Below are 18200 nucleotides of genomic sequence, written 5' to 3'. Positions count from 1 at the left end.
AATCAGAATAGATAAATGAGCGAATTACTAAAAGTGCCTACTATGGCAGAATATATGGCTCAAGGCAAGCAACCAGATGTTTTATTTTGGGTAGGCTGTGCCGGAAGTTTTGATGATAGAGCAAAAAAAATCACCAAAGCATTTGTAAAGTTATTAAACAAGGCGAATGTAGATTTTGCGGTTTTAGGTACGGAGGAGAGTTGTACTGGAGATCCAGCAAAACGAGCAGGTAACGAGTTTTTATTTCAAATGCAAGCGGTTTCAAATATCGAAGTTTTAAATGCTTACGAGGTTAAAAAAATCGTAACAGCATGTCCCCATTGCTTTAATACCATCAAAAATGAATATCCTCAATTAGGTGGGAATTATGAGGTTATGCACCATACTCAGTTTTTGAAATCTCTATTAGAAGAAGGGAAATTAAGCATTGAAGGTGGACAATACAAAGGGAAACGTATTACATTCCACGATCCGTGTTATTTAGGTCGTGCCAATAATGTGTACGAAGCACCTCGGGATCTTATTAAGAAATTAGAAGCCGAATTGGTTGAAATGAAAAACTGTAAAAGCAAAGGATTATGTTGTGGAGCAGGTGGTGCGCAAATGTTTAAAGATGCAGAGAAAGGTGACAAAGAAGTGAATGTAGAGCGTACCGAACAAGCCATGGAAGTTAAACCAGATATTATCGCTGCAGGGTGTCCGTTTTGTAATACTATGATGACGGATGGTGTAAAGGCAAAAGATAAAGAAGCCGACGTAGAAGTTATGGATATAGCCGAGCTTATTGCAAATGCACAAGATTTATAGAAATTCTTATCAGAATTCTTTACAAACAAATTACAGATTAAAACATAGTTAAAAAAAGATGTTAGTAGATTTTAATACATTACCAGAAACTTCAAAGGTTTGGATTTATCAAGCAAATCGTTCATTTAATGATCAAGAATTAGAAGAGATAAAATCTAAATTAGATGTCTTTATAGAAAATTGGACCGCTCATGGTGCCGATTTAAGTGCAGGTTACGAAATAAAATATAAGCGTTTTATCATTCTTGGCCTAAATCAAGAAGTTAATAATGCTACAGGGTGTTCTGTAGATGCTTCTGTTCATTTTATTCAGCAATTAGAAAAAGATTACAATGTCGATTTATTAGACAAAATGAATGTGTCTTATAAACAAGGCGAATTTGTAGCTTACAAAACCTTGAGCGAATTTAGAAAAATGGCTAAAGACAAGGCGGTATCTAAAAACACTATTGTTTTTAATAATTTAGTAACAAATATTGCAGAGTATAACGAAAATTGGGAAGTTCCTGCTAGTGAAAGTTGGCATAACAGATTTCTTAAATAGTATATGTTATTAGTTTAAGACGTAAAGTCTAGTTCACTATAAATTTCAAACCTACAGAATCTATAATCAATATAATAAGGCCTTTCATGCTAAAAAGGCCTTTAATTTTTCATTTTAAAAACCAAACGATATTATGAATAATGAGATTTTCTTATTAAACATTTCGGGGCAAGATAAGCCTGGATTAACATCAAGTTTAACAGGTGTTTTAGCACAATATGGTGCTAAAGTACTGGATATTGGTCAAGCCAATATTCATGATACCTTGTCTTTAGGTATTTTATTTGAAATAAAATCGAAGAAAAAATCGGCTGCTGTTTTAAAAGATTTACTGTTTAAAGCTTACGAATTAGGAATCACAGCAAAATTTACACCTATTACATTAGACGATTATGAAGATTGGGTAACACTGCAAGGTAAAGACCGCTATATCATTACCATCTTAGGAGAGAAGTTGGCTGCAGAACAGATTTCTGAAGTCACCAAAGTAATCTCCGAAAAGAATTTAAACATCGATGCGATTAAACGTCTAACCGGGCGTTTGTCTTTAGTCAAAGAAGAGGAATATCCTAGAGCTTCAATTCAATTATCCATAAGAGGAGAAATTAAAGATAAGTCGGAAATTACGGCAAAATTCATGCAAATTTCTCGTGAATTGGATGTCGATATCGCTTTTCAAGAAGATAATATTTATAGACGTAACAGACGTTTGGTGTGTTTTGATATGGATTCTACTTTAATTCAGACCGAAGTTATCGATGAGCTAGCAGAACTTGCAGGCGTTGGTACACAGGTTAAGGCAATTACAGAATCTGCTATGCAGGGCGAAATTGATTTTAATGAAAGTTTTAAACAACGTATGAAACTTTTAGAAGGATTAAGCGAAGAAGTTTTACAACAAGTTGCGGTAAAATTACCTATTACCAAAGGCGCTAGACGTTTAATTAATACGCTTAAAAAATACGGATTTAAAACAGCAATTTTATCAGGAGGATTTACGTATTTCGGACATTATCTTCAAAAGGAATTGGGGATCGATTATGTTTACGCAAACCAATTAGAAATTATAGATGGTAAGCTTACTGGTGGTTATCTTGGTGATATAGTAGATGGTAATAAAAAAGCGGAGTATTTAAAAGAAATCGCAATTAAAGAAGGTATTGATATTGCTCAAACCATAGCTGTTGGCGATGGTGCTAACGATTTACCAATGCTTAACCTTGCTGGTTTAGGAATTGCTTTTCACGCAAAACCTAAGGTAAAAGACAATGCCCAGAGTTCTATTTCGAGTATTGGGTTAGATGGAGTTTTATATTTATTAGGCTATCACGATAGATATATTGACTTGGTAGAATAACCTCAAATTATATAAAGTATTTAAAAGCTTTGTTCAAATTATTTTGAATGAAGCTTTTTATATTTTAATTAAAATGAGTTTAAAAACTAAAATAAGGATTGATTATTAGTTGTTTAGGTTCATATCTTTATCTGACTTCATTTTTTAACGAATTGGATTTTTTATAGATTTCAAACTGTTCATTAATTCTTTATAAATCTATCATAAAGTCTTTTTAACTTCATTTTAAATATGGTATTTTGCCTACAGTTTTACCCTCAAGAATATATTTACATTCAAACAGAATTTTCATGCGCAACATTTTATATATCTCTCTCATAATTTTTAGTATTAACCTTACTTTTAGTCAGAATTCTACTAATCCTTTGGTTACAAAGGATGCTATTGCTCAACAAAAATGGGTAGATAGTGTGTATACAAAATTAACGCTTCAAGAGCGTATTGGACAATTGTTTATGGTTCGTGCCATGACATCTGCAAATACAAGAGATGTAACCGCTATTAAAAATCTTATCAAAAACAATCATATTGGAGGTATCATTTATTCTAAGGGAGGTCCTGTAAAATTGGCAAAACTAAATAATACTTATCAAGGCATGTCTAAAGTGCCTATGTTAATCGGTATGGATGCAGAATGGGGATTAAGCATGCGACTAGATTCTACTTATGCGTTTCCATGGAATATGACTTTAGGTGCGATTAAGGATAAGGCTTTAGTAGAGCAGGCCGGAAAACATATAGGTGAGCATTGTAAACGTTTGGGGATTCATTTTAATTTTGGACCGGACGTAGATATTAATACAAATCCTAAAAACCCAATTATTGGAAACCGTTCTTTTGGGGAAGATCGAGACGAAGTTACTGAACATGCAGTAGCCTTTATGAAAGGGTTGCAAAGTGCAGGTGTCATGGCTACAGGGAAACATTTTCCTGGGCATGGAGATACCGAAACAGATTCTCATAAAGCTTTGCCAACCATTACTTTTTCTGAAAAACGAATAGATTCTATCGAGTTGTATCCGTATAAAAAAATGATTAAAAATGGGATGGAAAGTGTTATGGTAGCGCATTTAAATGTTCCTAGTTTAGAGTCTAGACCGGATTTTCCTTCATCATTATCTAAAGCCATCATTACCGATCTATTAAAAGAAAAAATGGGATTTGAAGGCTTAATCTTCACCGATGCTTTAGAGATGAAAGGGGTAGCAAATTTTAGTAGTCCAGGAGATATCGACTTAGCGGCATTCTTAGCCGGAAATGATATTTTATTAATTTCGGAAGATGTTCCAAAAGCTATGGCTAAAATTACTGAAGCTTATAATAATAAAACAATTACCGAAGAGCGTTTGGCTTATTCTGTGAAGAAAATATTGATGTCTAAATATAAAGTTGGTTTAAATAAGTACAAACCTATTGAAATTACCAACTTGGTTAAGGATTTAAATAGACTTGAAGACGATATTTTAAATGAAGAATTATTTGAAAATGCCATTACCGTTGTGAAAAACGATAAGGATGTTTTGCCAATTCGTGATTTAGATAAAAAATCTATTGCTTACATAAAATTAGGAGACGACAGCGGGACGCCGTTTTTTAATGAATTAAAGAAATATTCTAAAGTACACGAAGTGCGATCGGATGCTTACCAATTTGTAAAAGGTAAATTAGACAGTTATAATACCGTTATTGTGGGGTTACATCGCTCGAATGCTAATCCTTGGAAAAGCTATAGTTTCACTTCTCAAGAAATTCAGTTATTAGATAGTATTGCCAAAAACCATACTGTTATTTTAGATGTTTTTGTAAAACCCTATGCGTTATTAGATTTACCTGCGATAGATAATATTGAAGGAATAATGGTAAGTTACCAAAACAGCGTCGTGTCTCAACAAAAATCGGCTCAAATTATTTTTGGAGCACTTCCAGCTAAAGGGAAATTGCCCGTTTCGGTGGGTAATGGCTTACATGTTGGCGATGGAATCCCAATCAGTTCCATTTCAAGATTAGGTTATACCGTACCAGAACGTGTGGGAATCGATTCCAAAAAATTACATAAAATAGATGCTGTTGCGCAACGTGCCGTGGACGATCATATGACGCCTGGTTTACAGCTTTTAGTGGCTAGAAAAGGTAAGGTGATTTACAATCAGAATTTCGGAAAACATACGTATGAAGCTAACTCCGAAGTTGTAAAATTTAATGATATTTACGATATCGCATCGTTAACAAAAATTGTGTCCAGCTTGCCGTTATTAATGGAAATTGTAGAGCAAGACGATGAAATTTCAATCAATTCAAAACTTTCAGACTTATTACCGGAGTATGTGGGATCTAATAAAGCCAATATAACGCTTAAAGAAATGTTGTCGCATTATGCGCGATTAAAACCCTGGATTCCTTTTTATGTTGCAACACTAGACTCGGCCAAACAGCCGAGTTCTGAATATTATAGCAATGCGCCAAGTGAACTTTTTAATATTAAAGTGGCTAATAATATTTACTTAAAACGTGACTATCCAGATACTATTCAGAAGATTATAAAAGAAACCGACTTGTTAACTAAGACCGGATACCGTTATAGTGACTTACCTTATTATATTTTAAAGAAATTTATTGAGGTTTATTACGACAGAACATTAGATCATTTAATTCAAACTAAATTTTATGAGCCATTAGGGATGAATTTATCCACCTATAACCCATATTTAAAGTTTCCTATGAAGGACATTGTACCAACAGAAAACGATACATATTACAGGCATCAAGTAGTGCAAGGTTATGTTCACGATATGGGAGCGGCCATGCAGAATGGTGTCGGTGGCCATGCCGGTGTATTTAGTAATGCCAACGATATTGCCAAAATTATGCAGATGTATTTACAAAAAGGATTTTATGGCGATAAGCGGTATCTCAAGCCAGAGACGGTAGATATGTTTAATAAAACGTATTATTCTAGCAAAGGAAACCGACGTGGTTTAGGATTTGATAAACCACAATTGGGAACAAGTGGCCCGACTTGTGGTTGCGTATCTATGAAAAGTTTTGGGCATTCTGGTTTTACAGGAACCTATACTTGGGCAGATCCGGACGAAGAATTAGTGTATGTCTTTTTAGCAAACAGAACGTATCCGTCTGCCGAAATTAACATGCTTTTACGAGAGAATATTAGAACCGATATTCAAGAACTTATTTACGAAGCAATTATAAAATAAAGATGATTATAGGACTTGTTTGTTATCCAACATTTGGAGGGAGTGGAGTAGTTGCTACAGAATTAGGATTAGAGTTAGCGAAACGCGGACACGAAATACATTTTATTACTTACAACCAGCCCGTGCGGTTGGATTTATTGGGAAACAAAGTACATTTTCATGAAGTTAATGTACCGGAATATCCATTATTTCATTATCAGCCTTATGAGTTGGCCTTATCTAGCAAATTAGTAGATACGGTAAAACTACATAAAATTGAAGTGTTACACGTACATTATGCCATACCTCATGCGTATGCCGCATATATGGCTAAGAAAATGTTACAAGAAGAAGGTATCCATCTTCCCATTGTAACCACGCTTCATGGTACAGATATTACCTTGGTGGGAAGTCATCCATTTTATAAATCTGCCGTAACGTTTAGCATTAATAAATCGGATGCCGTTACAGCGGTTTCTGAAAGTTTAAAGTACGATACCTTTAGATTATTCGATATTAAAAACGATATCCATGTTATTACCAATTTTATCGATATCGAAAAATATAAACATAGTTATACCGATTGCCAACGTGGTATGATGGCTCCAGATAACGAAAAAATTATTACTCACATTAGTAATTTAAGACCCGTAAAACGGATTACCGATGTGATTAAAATTTTCTATAATATTCAGAAGGAAATTCCTGCAAAATTAATGGTAATTGGTGAAGGTCCGGATAAAGAAAAAGCCGAATATTTATGTCAGGAATTAGGCATATTGGATAAAGTGGTGTTCTTTGGACGAAGTAACGAAATTGATAAAATTTTATGTTTTTCCGATTTGTTTCTGTTACCGTCGGAAACCGAAAGTTTTGGGTTGGCAGCATTAGAAGCTATGGCTTCAGGTGTCCCTGTAATTTCTAGTAATACTGGCGGTATTCCAGAAGTAAATATTAATGGTATCACAGGTTTTTTAAGTGATGTTGGAGATATAGAAAATATGAGTGAGAATGCGATTCATATATTAAGTGATGAAGCCCGATTGGAGCAATTTAAGCATAACGCAAAAGAACGTTCGTATGTCTTCGATTTACATAATATTGTGCCACAATACGAAAAACTATACGAGCAAACCATTGCTAAAGGTCCTCAGCATGATTTAGTTTAATTCATAATAAATACTATTTAAAACACTTCAGGTTTAGTAAAAATCTGAAGTGTTTTATTTTTAAAGCTATGTCTATGTTATAAGAAGTATAGCGATACTCTTGTTAGTCTTATCAACTATCGTTACATTTATTTGATGCCTATACACGATGTATTTTATTTTAGACTATTATGACCAAATCTGTTTCTACACATTTACCAGAATTACAAAACGCTTTAGAAGGGGAATTGTTTTACGACGACTTAATGAAGTCTATTTACGCCACAGATGCTTCTGTTTATAGACGATTGCCTCTAGCGGTAGCGTATCCAAAACTTGAAACAGATTTAAAAGTACTTATAGATTTTGCAAATACTAATGGCATTACTCTAATTCCAAGAACTGCCGGAACATCTTTAGCGGGTCAGTGTGTGGGCGACGGAATTGTAGTTGATGTTTCTAAGTATTTCACAGAAATTATTGCTATAAATAAAGAAGCGAGAACAGTAACGGTGCAACCTGGGATTGTTAGAGATTTTTTGAACCTTCAATTACAACCATATGGTTTATTTTTCGCGCCAGATACATCAACTTCTAATCGTTGTATGATTGGTGGTATGGTTGGAAATAATTCTTCGGGAACGACATCTATTCAGTATGGTGTGACGCGTGATAAAGTGTTAGAACTCAAAACCATTTTAAGCGACGGAAGTGAAGCTGTTTTTGGTAATTTAACTTCAGAAGAATTTTTACAGAAAACAACCTTACCAAATCTCGAAGGACGATTATATAAAACCATTTACGAGGCGTTAAAATCTGATGCGGTGCGTTCTCAGATTCATGAAGCGTTTCCTAAACCAGAAATACATCGCAGAAACACAGGGTACGCTATTGATAAATTAATAGACTGTTCTGTGTTTCAAGAGTCTGCTAAACCTTTTAATATGTGTAACCTGTTGGCTGGTAGCGAGGGAACTTTGGCTTTTTCTACAGAGATTACACTGCAGTTAGATGTTTTGCCACCAACGGCACGTATAATGGTAGCCGCGCATTTTAAAAGCGTAGAAGATGCTTTAGTAGCGACTACAACCTGCATGCAACACCATTTGTATTTATGCGAGATGATGGATAAAACCATATTAGATTGCACTAAAAACAATTTAAAACAGCAAGAAAACAGACAGTTTGTGGTTGGCGATCCGGAAGCTATTTTAATGTGCGAATTAAAAAGTGCATCGCAAGCCGATGTTAAAATTCAGGCAGATGCTTTAGTAAATGCACTAGAAGCACAAGGTTTAAGTTATGCGAATGTGGTTTTATCTGACGATGATATTGATAAAGCTATTGATTTAAGAAAAGCGGGATTAGGCCTTCTAGGTAATATTATTGGCGATAAAAAAGCGGTGGCTTGTATTGAAGATACGGCGGTAGCATTACCTGATTTTGCTAATTACATAAATGAATTTACAGCCTTAATGAAAGGTTATAATCAGAAAGCAATTTACTATGCTCATGCCGGAGCTGGAGAATTGCATTTACGTCCGGTTCTGAATCTTAAACTGAGTAAGGATGTAGTTCTATTCAGAAAAATTACTACGGACATAGCATATATTGTTAAGAAATATGGTGGTTCTATGTCTGGCGAACATGGCGATGGCATTGTACGTTCAGAATTTATTCCTTTAATGATTGGCGAGGAGAATTACAACATTATAAAACGGATTAAGTCTGTATTTGATCCAAATCATATTTTTAATGCAGGGAAAATTGTGGATTCTTTTCCTATGGATGAAGGATTGCGCTATGTTCCTGATCGCATAGAACCTGAGATAGAAACACTACTAGATTTTTCTGCTTCAGAAGGTATTTTAAGACAAGCGGAAAAATGTAATGGGAGTGGAGATTGCAGAAAACTAGCCGAGCTAGGTGGTACCATGTGCCCAAGTTATCGCGCCACACGACATGAAAAAGATTCCACTCGCGCTAGAGCAAATGCGCTTCGAGAATTTTTAACACATACCGAAGCAGATAAAAATCCGTTTAATCATAAAGAATTAAAAGACATTTTAGATTTATGTTTAAGTTGTAAAGCGTGTTTAAACGAATGCCCAAGCACGGTAGATATATCGACTATGAAAGCCGAATTTCTGTATCAGTATCAGAAGGAAAATGGATTTGATTTTCGCTCAAAACTGTTCGCTCATAATAATAAAATCAACGAATGGTCGGCACATGTCTCTGCCGTTACGAACTTCTTCTTTAAGACGAAAATTACATCAAATATCATTAAAAAAACATTCGGTATTGCCAAAAATCGTAGTCTGCCATTACTCTCATCTAAAAGCTTAAATAGGCATATTCAAAACATTGATAATAAAGTATTTGATTCAAAAATAATAAAGTCAGTTTACTTTTTTGTAGACGAGTTTACCAACTTCTTAGATACCCCAGTGGGTTTAGATGCGATTGCTTTATTACAGGCGTTACATTACGACTTAAAGTTTGTGAAACACGAGGAATCTGGTCGTGCATTAATATCTAAAGGCTTTCTGGATCACGCCAAAAAGTACGCCAATAAAAACGTGAATATTTACAAAAGTCTAATAACGAAAGAGACGCCTTTAATTGGCGTAGAACCTTCTGCAATTTTTACGTTTAAAGATGAATATCTTATGCTGGCCGAAAATAAAGATGGCGCACGCCAAATTGCTAAGCATACTTATTTAATAGAAGATTTTCTGTTTTCAGAAATAGAAAAAGGACATATAAAAGCAGAACAGTTTCATACAGACGAGAAAATTATAAAGATACACTCGCATTGTCATCAAAAAGCAATGAGTAATCAGTTATCTACGTTCAAATTATTAAATCTGCCAACCAATTATAAAGCAACTATTATTCCTAGTGGTTGTTGCGGGATGGCAGGAAGCTTTGGTTACGAAAAAGAACATTATGAGGTGAGTATGGCGGTTGGAGAGCAAACATTATTTCCTGCAATAAGAAAGGCAAGTTCCCAAGTGGTTATTTCTGCAAATGGCACCAGTTGCCGACACCAAATTAAGGATGGGACAAATCGGGAGGCGCTTCATCCAGTAACCATTTTAAGGCGTGCTTTACTCTGATTTTTTCTTTTTAGATTTCTTCTTTTTATCAACTATGGTAATGGCTGCTATTAAATCCTGCATATTCATGTCTTTTAAATCTTCATCTACAAAGAAAGGCGATAGTTTGTCGTAGTTATAATTGTAAATTTTCCAACGCTTAAATTGATATTCTAAAGCCGTAAAGTTTTCTACCCAATCTCCAGAATTTAAATACATGGTTTTTCCAATCTTATTTTCTTTAATAAGCATTTTAGGCTGATGAATATGGCCACAAACAACATAGTCGTAACCTTGCTCTATGGCTAGGTCTGTTGCTACAGTCTCAAAATCACTAATATATTTTACAGCACCTTTAACTCCGTTTTTAATACGTTTAGAAATGGAATATTTTTCCCTTCCCATTTGAGATAATCCCCAATTAACCACTTGGTTTATTAAGATTAAAAAATCGTAGCCATAACCACCTAATTTGGCAAGCCATTTGGCATTCTGAATAGATACATCGAAGATATCGCCGTGAAAGAACCAAGCACTTTTTCCGTTAAGTTCGGTTACATATTTATCGACTATAGAAAAATTACCAATTTTAGCTCCGCTAAAGCGTCTAAGCATCTCGTCGTGATTTCCTGTAATGTAAATGACTTCGACACCGTCTGATGCCATATCCATTATTTTTTTTATCACTTGCATATGCGATTTCGGAAAATAACGTTTGCTAAATTGCCAAATATCTATAATATCGCCATTTAAAATTAATTTTTTGGGGTCTATGCTATTTAGGTAGGAATAAAGCGCTTTGGCATGGCAACCAAATGTTCCTAAATGCACATCCGATATAACGGCAACCTCTATTTTTCTTTTGATTTTCAATTAATTTAAGGGATTTTAGTATTGTTTTAAACAAATAACACAAACACATGTTACTTTAACTTAAACTCCTAATTAATTAATAAATAGGTTTTTGTAAAATTAATGTTACCCATTTAAATACAGTTAATTTTGCAATTCCTAACATTCTATTTTATTATTCATAATAATACAGTTAAATTAGCAAAAAAATACAGGTTGTTATGGCAGGAAATTCCTTCGGAAAAATTTTTAAACTCACTACTTTTGGTGAATCTCATGGTGTTGCATTAGGTGGTGTAATAGATGGGTGCCCAGCTGGGATTACTATAGATTTTGATGCCATTCAGAATGAAATGAATCGTAGAAAACCAGGCCAATCTGCAATAGTTACGCAACGAAAAGAACCAGATGAAGTTAAATTTTTATCAGGTATTTTTGAAGGTAAAACCACCGGAACTTCAATAGGCTTTATTATTGAAAACTCAAATCAGAAGTCTCACGATTACTCACATATAAAAAATTCTTTCCGTCCGTCGCATGCCGATTATGTTTACGAAAAGAAATACGGTGTTCGCGATTATAGAGGTGGTGGAAGAAGTTCTGCAAGAGAAACAGCGTGTCGTGTTGTCGCGGGTGCTGTGGCAAAGCAATTTTTAAATCAGATCGAAATTCATGCCTTTACATCTTCAGTAGGAGATATCTTTATGGAAAAACCATATCAAGATATCGATTTTAAAGATATTGAAAGTAACATAGTTCGTTGTCCTGATACTGAAACTGCAGATAAAATGATTTCTAAAATTAAGGAAATTAGAAAAGCTGGAGATACTATTGGAGGAACGGTGACTTGTGTGATTAAAAATGTCCCTGTGGGGTTAGGAGAACCTGTTTTCGATAAATTACACGCAGAATTAGGAAAAGCAATGTTGTCTATTAACGCTGTAAAAGGCTTTGAATACGGTAGCGGTTTTTGTGGTGCAAAGATGAAAGGGAGTGAGCATAACGATTTATATAATACAGACGGTACCACTAAAACAAATCTTTCAGGAGGAATTCAGGGAGGTATAAGTAACGGTATGGATATATACTTTAGAGTGGCTTTTAAACCTGTGGCTACCATTATGCAAACACAAGATACTATCGATAAAGATGGTAATATTGTAAAAATGGAAGGCAAAGGAAGACACGATCCTTGTGTTGTACCAAGAGCTGTACCTATTGTAGAGGCAATGGCAGCATTAGTATTGGCAGATTACTTTTTACTAGATAAAACATATCAATAAAATTAATACATAAATTTGTTTAAGGTTTTCTATTAGAATTCATAAATCGATATACTGTCGATTAAAATTCTAATAGAAAACCTTTTATTTTTTTACGCAAACGGCTAACTTAACCAACAATATAAAAAACACGATAATTTTACTATGAAGAAACTCGCATTGCATTGGCAAATATTATTAGGAATGATTTTAGGCGTTGTGTTCGCATTAATTATGACACAATTTGAATGGGGAAGTACATTTGTTAGCAAATGGATAAAGCCATTCGGAAACATGTTTATTAGTGCTTTAAAATTAATAGCAGTTCCGTTAATACTAGGGTCTTTAATAAAAGGAGTTTCAGATTTAAAAGACATTTCCAAACTTTCTCTAATGGGAGGACGTACTATTGGAATTTATATTTTCACCACATTAATTGCTGTTACCATAGGTTTAGGCATTGTTAATATTATTAAACCGGGACATTCCATATCTGAAGAAACCAGACTGCAATTAGTAGAAAGTTATAAAGGAGATGCGGATTCTAAAATTGCCGCGGCCGCGAAACAAAAAGAAGCAGGACCTTTACAGGCATTAGAAGATATTGTACCGAGTAACATCTTTCAAGCAGCTAGCGATAACGGTAATATGTTACAGGTCATCTTTTTTGCTATATTTTTTGGAGTCGGTTTAATCTTAATTCCAGAAGAACAATCTAAACCCGTTAAAGATTTTTTCGATGGTTTTAACGAAGTCATTTTAAAACTTATCGATATCATTATGTTAGTGGCGCCATTTGGTGTATTTGCCTTACTTGCCGCTTTAATTGTAGAAGCACCTAGTACAGATTTATTTAAAGCGCTTAGTTGGTATGCGTTAAGTGTGGTTTTAGGATTAGCACTGATGATGTTGGTATATGCTGGAATCGTTTATCTGTTCACAAAAAAGACACCTACATTCTTTTTTAACGGAATTTCACCGGCGCAGCTTTTAGCTTTTTCAACAAGTAGTAGTGCGGCTACCTTACCGCTAACTATGGAGCGTGTTGAAGAACATTTAGGGGTAGAAGAAGAAGTTGCTAGTTTTGTATTGCCTATTGGTGCAACCATAAATATGGATGGTACCAGTTTGTATCAGGCTGTTGCGGCTGTTTTTATAGCCCAGGCCTTTGGAATGGATTTAAGTTTAAGTGCACAATTAGGAATTATAGCTACAGCGACTTTGGCCTCTATAGGAAGCGCTGCTGTACCTGGAGCAGGAATGGTTATGTTAGTTATAGTGTTAGCACAAGCTGGTATACCGGAAGCTGGTTTAGCACTTATTTTCGCTGTAGATAGACCTTTGGATATGTGTCGTACTACGGTAAATATTACTGGAGACGCTGCAGTTTCTATGTTAGTTGCTAAGTCTGTAGGAAAACTTGGTGAACCAAAAGAAAAGCATTGGGACGATAATTATAAGAAATAATCTTTATTAAATATTTTGTATAAATAGATGACTTTAAGCTTATTATGAATCGTTATTGAAATAATGTATTTAGTTAATTTTAAAACTGTAATCTATATAATAAGTATTAACCTTTCAACTTAGTTTCTAAATAAAAGGTTAATTTTTTGGTTATAACTAAACGATTGGTTAGTTTTGTACTGTATTTAGAAATTATGGCTAGAAGAAAAGAATATATTGAAGAAGAAGTTATCGAAAAAGCGATGCATGTCTTTTGGCGTAATGGTTATGAAACCACCTCTATGCAAATGCTTGAAAAGGAAATGGGTATAAATAAGTTTTCAATCTATTCAAGTTTTGGAAGTAAAAATGGTTTGTTCCTTGAAAGTGTTAAGTGTTATAAAAAGAAATTAAATAAATTGATAGGTATTTTAAAATCTTCGACTAAAGGTATTGAAGGCTTAAAAGATTACTTTAAAGACTTTATAATATTTAGTAAAGATAATGAAATCGGTAGAGGGTGTTTAATTACAAATACAGCAAATGAGGTTTGCGAGCGTACCGATGAAGACATTAAAAAGGTTTTAGCAACCTTTACTAACGAGGTTAGAGATGTGTTTAAATCTGTTTTAGCTCAGGACAAAACTAAAGACGAATCCACTTTAGAAGCACAAGCCGATTATTTATTAATAGCTATGATTGGTTTATCATCTGCTTCTAAATTATTTAATAGCGTACAATTAGATCATTATATAGAACACGTTTTTAAAAACGTTTAATATTTTTTTACAACATAACTAAATGATTGTTTAGTTATAAATAACTTTAAAATAAAACATTATGACAACATTAAAAATCCAGAATAAAGAGACAGCACCAAAAGAAAGCATTGCTTTATTAGAAAAATCAGAAAAAGCTAACGGAATGATTCCAGGCTTACATGGGGTATTAGCAGGTTCTCCTCAATTATTTGAGGCTTACCAAACGCTACACGAATTATTTTCTAATTCGTCTTTCAATAAAGAAGAATTAACCGTTGTTTGGCAAACGATTAACGTTGAGCATGCTTGTCATTATTGTGTTCCTGCACATACAGGAATTGCTAAAATGATGAAGGTGGATGACGCTATTACTGAAGCCCTACGTAACGAAACACCTCTAGAAGATGCTAAATTAGAAGCTTTACGTACGTTAACATTAGCTATGGTTCGTAATCGCGGACATGTATCTCAAGAAGAATTAGAAGCGTTTTATGCTGCAGGTTACGGAGAAAGACAAGTACTAGATATTATTTTAGGACTATCTCAAAAGGTAATTAGTAATTATACAAATCATGTAGCAAACACACCAGTAGATGCTCCATTCCAAAAATTTGCTTGGTCTAAAGAAAATGAGTAACCTCCCACGTTACCATTAACTAGTAGCTTGTGCACCTTTTGTATTTTTACAGAAGGTGTACTAATTTTATAAAAACATGAAATTATGATAAAAGTATCTGTAATGTATCCAAACACCAAAGATGTTAAGTTTGATACAGCGTATTATAAAAACACCCATTTACCAATGGTTTCTAAAGCGTGTGGTGATGCTTTAAAAGGTATAGAGTTAGATTTGGGCCTAGTAGGTAGAACGCCAAACGAACCGGCTCCATACATTGCGATTGCACATTTGTTATTTGAAAATTTAGTATCTTTTCAAAAGGCTTTCGGGCCCAATGCCGAAACTTTTGCGGCCGATTTAAAGAACTACTCTAATGTTAAGGGAGAACTTCAAATAAGTGAACTTATAAAATTTTGAATATGAAAGATAAATTGAAAATAGATATAGTGTCCGATGTTGTATGCCCGTGGTGTACTATTGGATATAAAAGATTGGAAAAAGCGATTTCTGAATTGGGCATTCAAGATCAGGTAGAGATTGAATGGCAACCTTTTGAACTAAATCCGAATATGCCAGTTGAAGGTCAGGATTTAACAGAGCATATTGAGGAAAAATATGGATCGTCTTTAGAACAACAGAAAGAATCTCAGCAACACATGAAAGATGCTGGTGAGGATCTTGGTTTTACCTTCGATTATTTCGATGGATTTAAGATGGTTAATACTTTCGAAGGACACGTGTTATTAGAATACGCACATAAATTTGGTAAACAAACTGAATTAAAAATGCGACTAATGACCGCGTTTTTTAGCGAGCGACAAGATGTATCGGATAGATCAATTCTAAAACAAGCCTTATTAGATGTTGGCTTAAATGCAGAAGAAGGTTTAGCCTTGTTAGATAATAAAGAAGCTCGAGAAGAGGTAAAGAGTAAAGAGTTGTATTGGCAACAAATGGGAATATCTTCTGTGCCTACTATTGTATTTAATAGAAAGAGTGCGGTTACAGGAGCGCAACCGGTAGATGTATTTAAAAATGTATTACAAGAACTTTTAGAGGCATCTTAAAGGATTTATAACTTATTTTAAAACGTAAAAAAGCCTCATATAAAAATATATGAGGCTTTTTTAATATTAAGTACACTTCAATTTACTTTAAAGCTTTTTCTATTTTATCTGCGTATTCAGCAGCGTTTTTACTTACACTACTTGGATCTTCAATACTAGAAGTCACAACAGCTACAAGTTGTTTACCTTCTTCTGCATCTAAATTATAAGCTACAGTTTCTAAAACAAATGTTTTAACTGTTCTTGTTGTAGATGTTGCTGGCATATAGCTTCCAACACCAACGTATCCCATTGGGTGACCATAATAACCACCAAAACCACCGTAGTAACCAGGATACATTCCGTACATACCACCCATAGTTCCTCCAGCGTAATAACCACCATCGGTTGTAGTTTGTTGTTGTTCAGAATAATCTTTAATAACACTTAATACCACACCATCATATCCTTCTCTTTTAATAGTTTCAGCAAGAGCTTCAGTCTGTGTTTGATCTAATTTCTTGTCAGGCTCTATATGAGGCATTTCTTTGAAACTTTCTGTTGCTTTATACCCTTTCGCACGTAAATGGCTTGCAATCTCTTGTTCGAAAGCAATACGCGCTTGGTTATTATCTGTTCTTGCAATTACAAGAATGTTTTTATCTTTTATAGAAGATACATTATCTGCTTTCCAAGAGTCTAAAACTTTAACACTAGAACAACTACTTAAAACTAAAGTAATCATAAGTATTAAAAGTGAGTAATTTGATGTTTTCATAAAGTGTATTATTATTTATTTATATAAGATTTCAAAAGTAAATGGTTAAAAGTTGATTTGAAAGAAAAAACAATGATTAAGTTGTTAAATTATTCAAAAAACTTAGTTTTCAAGGCTTTAGTAGGTATCATACAGTCGTCTTTTTTACCATACCAACGGTATCTGTTCTTAGCGATATAATCGTAAATAACGTCTCTTATCCCTTTAGGAACGATTAAAAATATACCTAATACATTTATAGGAAAATTTAATTGAGTGGCGATTCTTAAGGCCGCACTAGATTTTGTGTATAATTTATGGTCAGGTGTATATAGTAAAATAGAGTCCGTTTTACTGGTATCAATTTTAAAAGATTCTAGTATTGGTTTAGCTGTGTCACCTTGTAATGTGGTAAATTTAAAGATGTTTTTTTTATCGTGTCTAATAACAAATTGAACGGAATTATCGCATAAATTACAAACACCATCAAAAAGAACTAGTTTTTCGTTTTTAGCTAATGTTGTCATTATAATGTGATTAAAATTTTAGTTAGATTTAAAACGTATAGCCTAATGCAATACCATATCTAAAGGAAAATGCAGAAAACTGAGATCGTCTATTCACTTCTGATAATCTGAAATCTGAATTTATAAAGTCTAATATACTGTAATTTTCTAGTGCTTCATTAAAATCATCATAAAACTCATTAGGCAAATCCTTTTCGTTTTTAAATTTAAATTTATAGTGTCCAGATCCAGGGCCTGCAATCATAAAATCAATAGTAAAGTGTTTAGAAATAGGTAATTTATAACCTACCATTAATCCGGCAGAGGCAATGCTAACACTAGTGTCGAATTCGAAATCGTAAAGCTGATTATTGGAATTATTGTAGGTTCCTTCAACTTGACTTTTATACATGGAATACTTAAAATAGGCTCCCAAGTAAAATCCTGTTAGCATTTTTTTAGATGTCTGTCTTAAATAATAGCGTACTTCTGGGACAATTTGGTATCCTGTATAGAAAATTTCGTCGGTTTTAACTTTATTTCCATCAAGCCCAGAAATTTTAACTAAACCTTCTTTTCCTTTATAGGCAAGCCCTAATGTAGCTGTAAAATTATTCCAAATATAGCGTTCGTAAGACAGTTGGTATACGCCATTTATTAATTGTGGTAATTCTAAAGAGACTTCGTTCTTGTAATTGGTATTAAAGTCTGGATTACCTTTCTGAGAATACCCTAGTGTTACGACAAATAAAAGTAGAATGGGGATATATATGTTTCTCATGATGCGCTGGTTAGAGTCTTTA

At 33.9% G+C, this 18200-nt stretch carries 16 protein-coding genes; 12 read left to right on the top strand and 4 right to left on the bottom strand.

Annotated features, from left to right (window positions below):
- Positions 1 to 15 precede the first annotated feature (15 nt).
- The 6 genes from AC0UBM_RS03975 (at position 16) to AC0UBM_RS03950 (ending at position 10169) form a co-directional block, all read left to right on the top strand.
- Entirely contained in the window at positions 16 to 807 is a 792-nt protein-coding gene (locus tag AC0UBM_RS03975; protein WP_475687729.1) for a (Fe-S)-binding protein, read from the top strand.
- Positions 808 to 865: 58 nt separating this feature from the next.
- Complete coding sequence (locus AC0UBM_RS03970) at positions 866 to 1351, top strand: ABC transporter ATPase (protein WP_414034427.1); 486 nt, start codon at positions 866 to 868, stop codon at positions 1349 to 1351.
- Positions 1352 to 1484: 133 nt separating this feature from the next.
- Positions 1485 to 2708 carry a phosphoserine phosphatase SerB gene (gene serB, locus AC0UBM_RS03965; RefSeq protein ID WP_414034428.1) on the top strand — a complete coding sequence of 408 codons (1224 nt, stop codon included), beginning with the start codon at positions 1485 to 1487 and terminating at the stop codon, positions 2706 to 2708.
- 290 nt (positions 2709 to 2998) lie between these two features.
- Positions 2999 to 5920 carry a glycoside hydrolase family 3 N-terminal domain-containing protein gene (locus AC0UBM_RS03960; RefSeq protein ID WP_475687728.1) on the top strand — a complete coding sequence of 974 codons (2922 nt, stop codon included), beginning with the start codon at positions 2999 to 3001 and terminating at the stop codon, positions 5918 to 5920.
- Between the two features lie 2 nt (positions 5921 to 5922).
- Positions 5923 to 7068 carry an N-acetyl-alpha-D-glucosaminyl L-malate synthase BshA gene (gene bshA / locus AC0UBM_RS03955; RefSeq protein WP_475687727.1) on the top strand — a complete coding sequence of 382 codons (1146 nt, stop codon included), beginning with the start codon at positions 5923 to 5925 and terminating at the stop codon, positions 7066 to 7068.
- Between the two features lie 170 nt (positions 7069 to 7238).
- Positions 7239 to 10169: an FAD-binding and (Fe-S)-binding domain-containing protein gene (locus AC0UBM_RS03950; protein ID WP_475687726.1), complete on the top strand. Its 2931-nt coding sequence runs from the start codon at positions 7239 to 7241 to the stop codon at positions 10167 to 10169.
- Here the strand turns inward: AC0UBM_RS03950 and AC0UBM_RS03945 are convergent.
- Positions 10161 to 11021 carry a UDP-2,3-diacylglucosamine diphosphatase gene (locus AC0UBM_RS03945; protein WP_434035967.1) on the bottom strand — a complete coding sequence of 287 codons (861 nt, stop codon included), beginning with the start codon at positions 11019 to 11021 and terminating at the stop codon, positions 10161 to 10163. The two genes, AC0UBM_RS03950 and AC0UBM_RS03945, sit on opposite strands and share 9 nt — an antisense overlap.
- A gap of 200 nt (positions 11022 to 11221) precedes the next feature.
- Here AC0UBM_RS03945 and aroC point away from each other — a divergent pair, with 200 nt between their 5' ends.
- The 6 genes from aroC (at position 11222) to AC0UBM_RS03915 (ending at position 16155) form a co-directional block, all read left to right on the top strand.
- On the top strand, positions 11222 to 12283 hold the full coding sequence (gene aroC / locus AC0UBM_RS03940; RefSeq protein WP_475687725.1) for a chorismate synthase: 1062 nt from the start codon (positions 11222 to 11224) through the stop codon (positions 12281 to 12283).
- A gap of 144 nt (positions 12284 to 12427) precedes the next feature.
- The gene (locus AC0UBM_RS03935) at positions 12428 to 13729 is read left to right on the top strand and encodes a dicarboxylate/amino acid:cation symporter (RefSeq protein WP_414034434.1); all 1302 of its coding nucleotides are present in this window, start codon (positions 12428 to 12430) and stop codon (positions 13727 to 13729) included.
- 194 nt (positions 13730 to 13923) lie between these two features.
- Positions 13924 to 14487: a TetR/AcrR family transcriptional regulator gene (locus tag AC0UBM_RS03930; protein ID WP_475687724.1), complete on the top strand. Its 564-nt coding sequence runs from the start codon at positions 13924 to 13926 to the stop codon at positions 14485 to 14487.
- A 61-nt stretch (positions 14488 to 14548) separates the two neighbouring features.
- Positions 14549 to 15106 (top strand): carboxymuconolactone decarboxylase family protein, encoded by a 558-nt coding sequence (locus tag AC0UBM_RS03925; protein WP_414034436.1) that lies wholly within the window; start codon positions 14549 to 14551, stop codon positions 15104 to 15106.
- A gap of 84 nt (positions 15107 to 15190) precedes the next feature.
- Positions 15191 to 15505 carry an EthD family reductase gene (locus AC0UBM_RS03920; RefSeq protein ID WP_475687723.1) on the top strand — a complete coding sequence of 105 codons (315 nt, stop codon included), beginning with the start codon at positions 15191 to 15193 and terminating at the stop codon, positions 15503 to 15505.
- A gap of 2 nt (positions 15506 to 15507) precedes the next feature.
- Positions 15508 to 16155, top strand: coding sequence for a DsbA family oxidoreductase (locus AC0UBM_RS03915; RefSeq protein ID WP_475687722.1), 648 nt, complete (start codon positions 15508 to 15510; stop codon positions 16153 to 16155).
- A gap of 82 nt (positions 16156 to 16237) precedes the next feature.
- On the opposite strand, the gene AC0UBM_RS03910 is transcribed toward AC0UBM_RS03915, so the two are convergent.
- From AC0UBM_RS03910 to AC0UBM_RS03900, 3 genes are all read right to left on the bottom strand, one after another.
- Complete coding sequence (locus AC0UBM_RS03910; RefSeq protein ID WP_414034439.1) at positions 16238 to 16912, bottom strand: hypothetical protein; 675 nt, start codon at positions 16910 to 16912, stop codon at positions 16238 to 16240.
- An 89-nt stretch (positions 16913 to 17001) separates the two neighbouring features.
- Complete coding sequence (locus AC0UBM_RS03905; protein WP_475687721.1) at positions 17002 to 17418, bottom strand: thiol-disulfide oxidoreductase DCC family protein; 417 nt, start codon at positions 17416 to 17418, stop codon at positions 17002 to 17004.
- Between the two features lie 28 nt (positions 17419 to 17446).
- Positions 17447 to 18178, bottom strand: coding sequence for a DUF3575 domain-containing protein (locus AC0UBM_RS03900; protein ID WP_475687720.1), 732 nt, complete (start codon positions 18176 to 18178; stop codon positions 17447 to 17449).
- Positions 18179 to 18200: the final 22 nt, after the last annotated feature.

The sequence above is a fragment of the Formosa sp. F44 genome (assembly GCF_056238645.1).
This window is presented reverse-complemented; position numbering and strand designations above follow the sequence as displayed.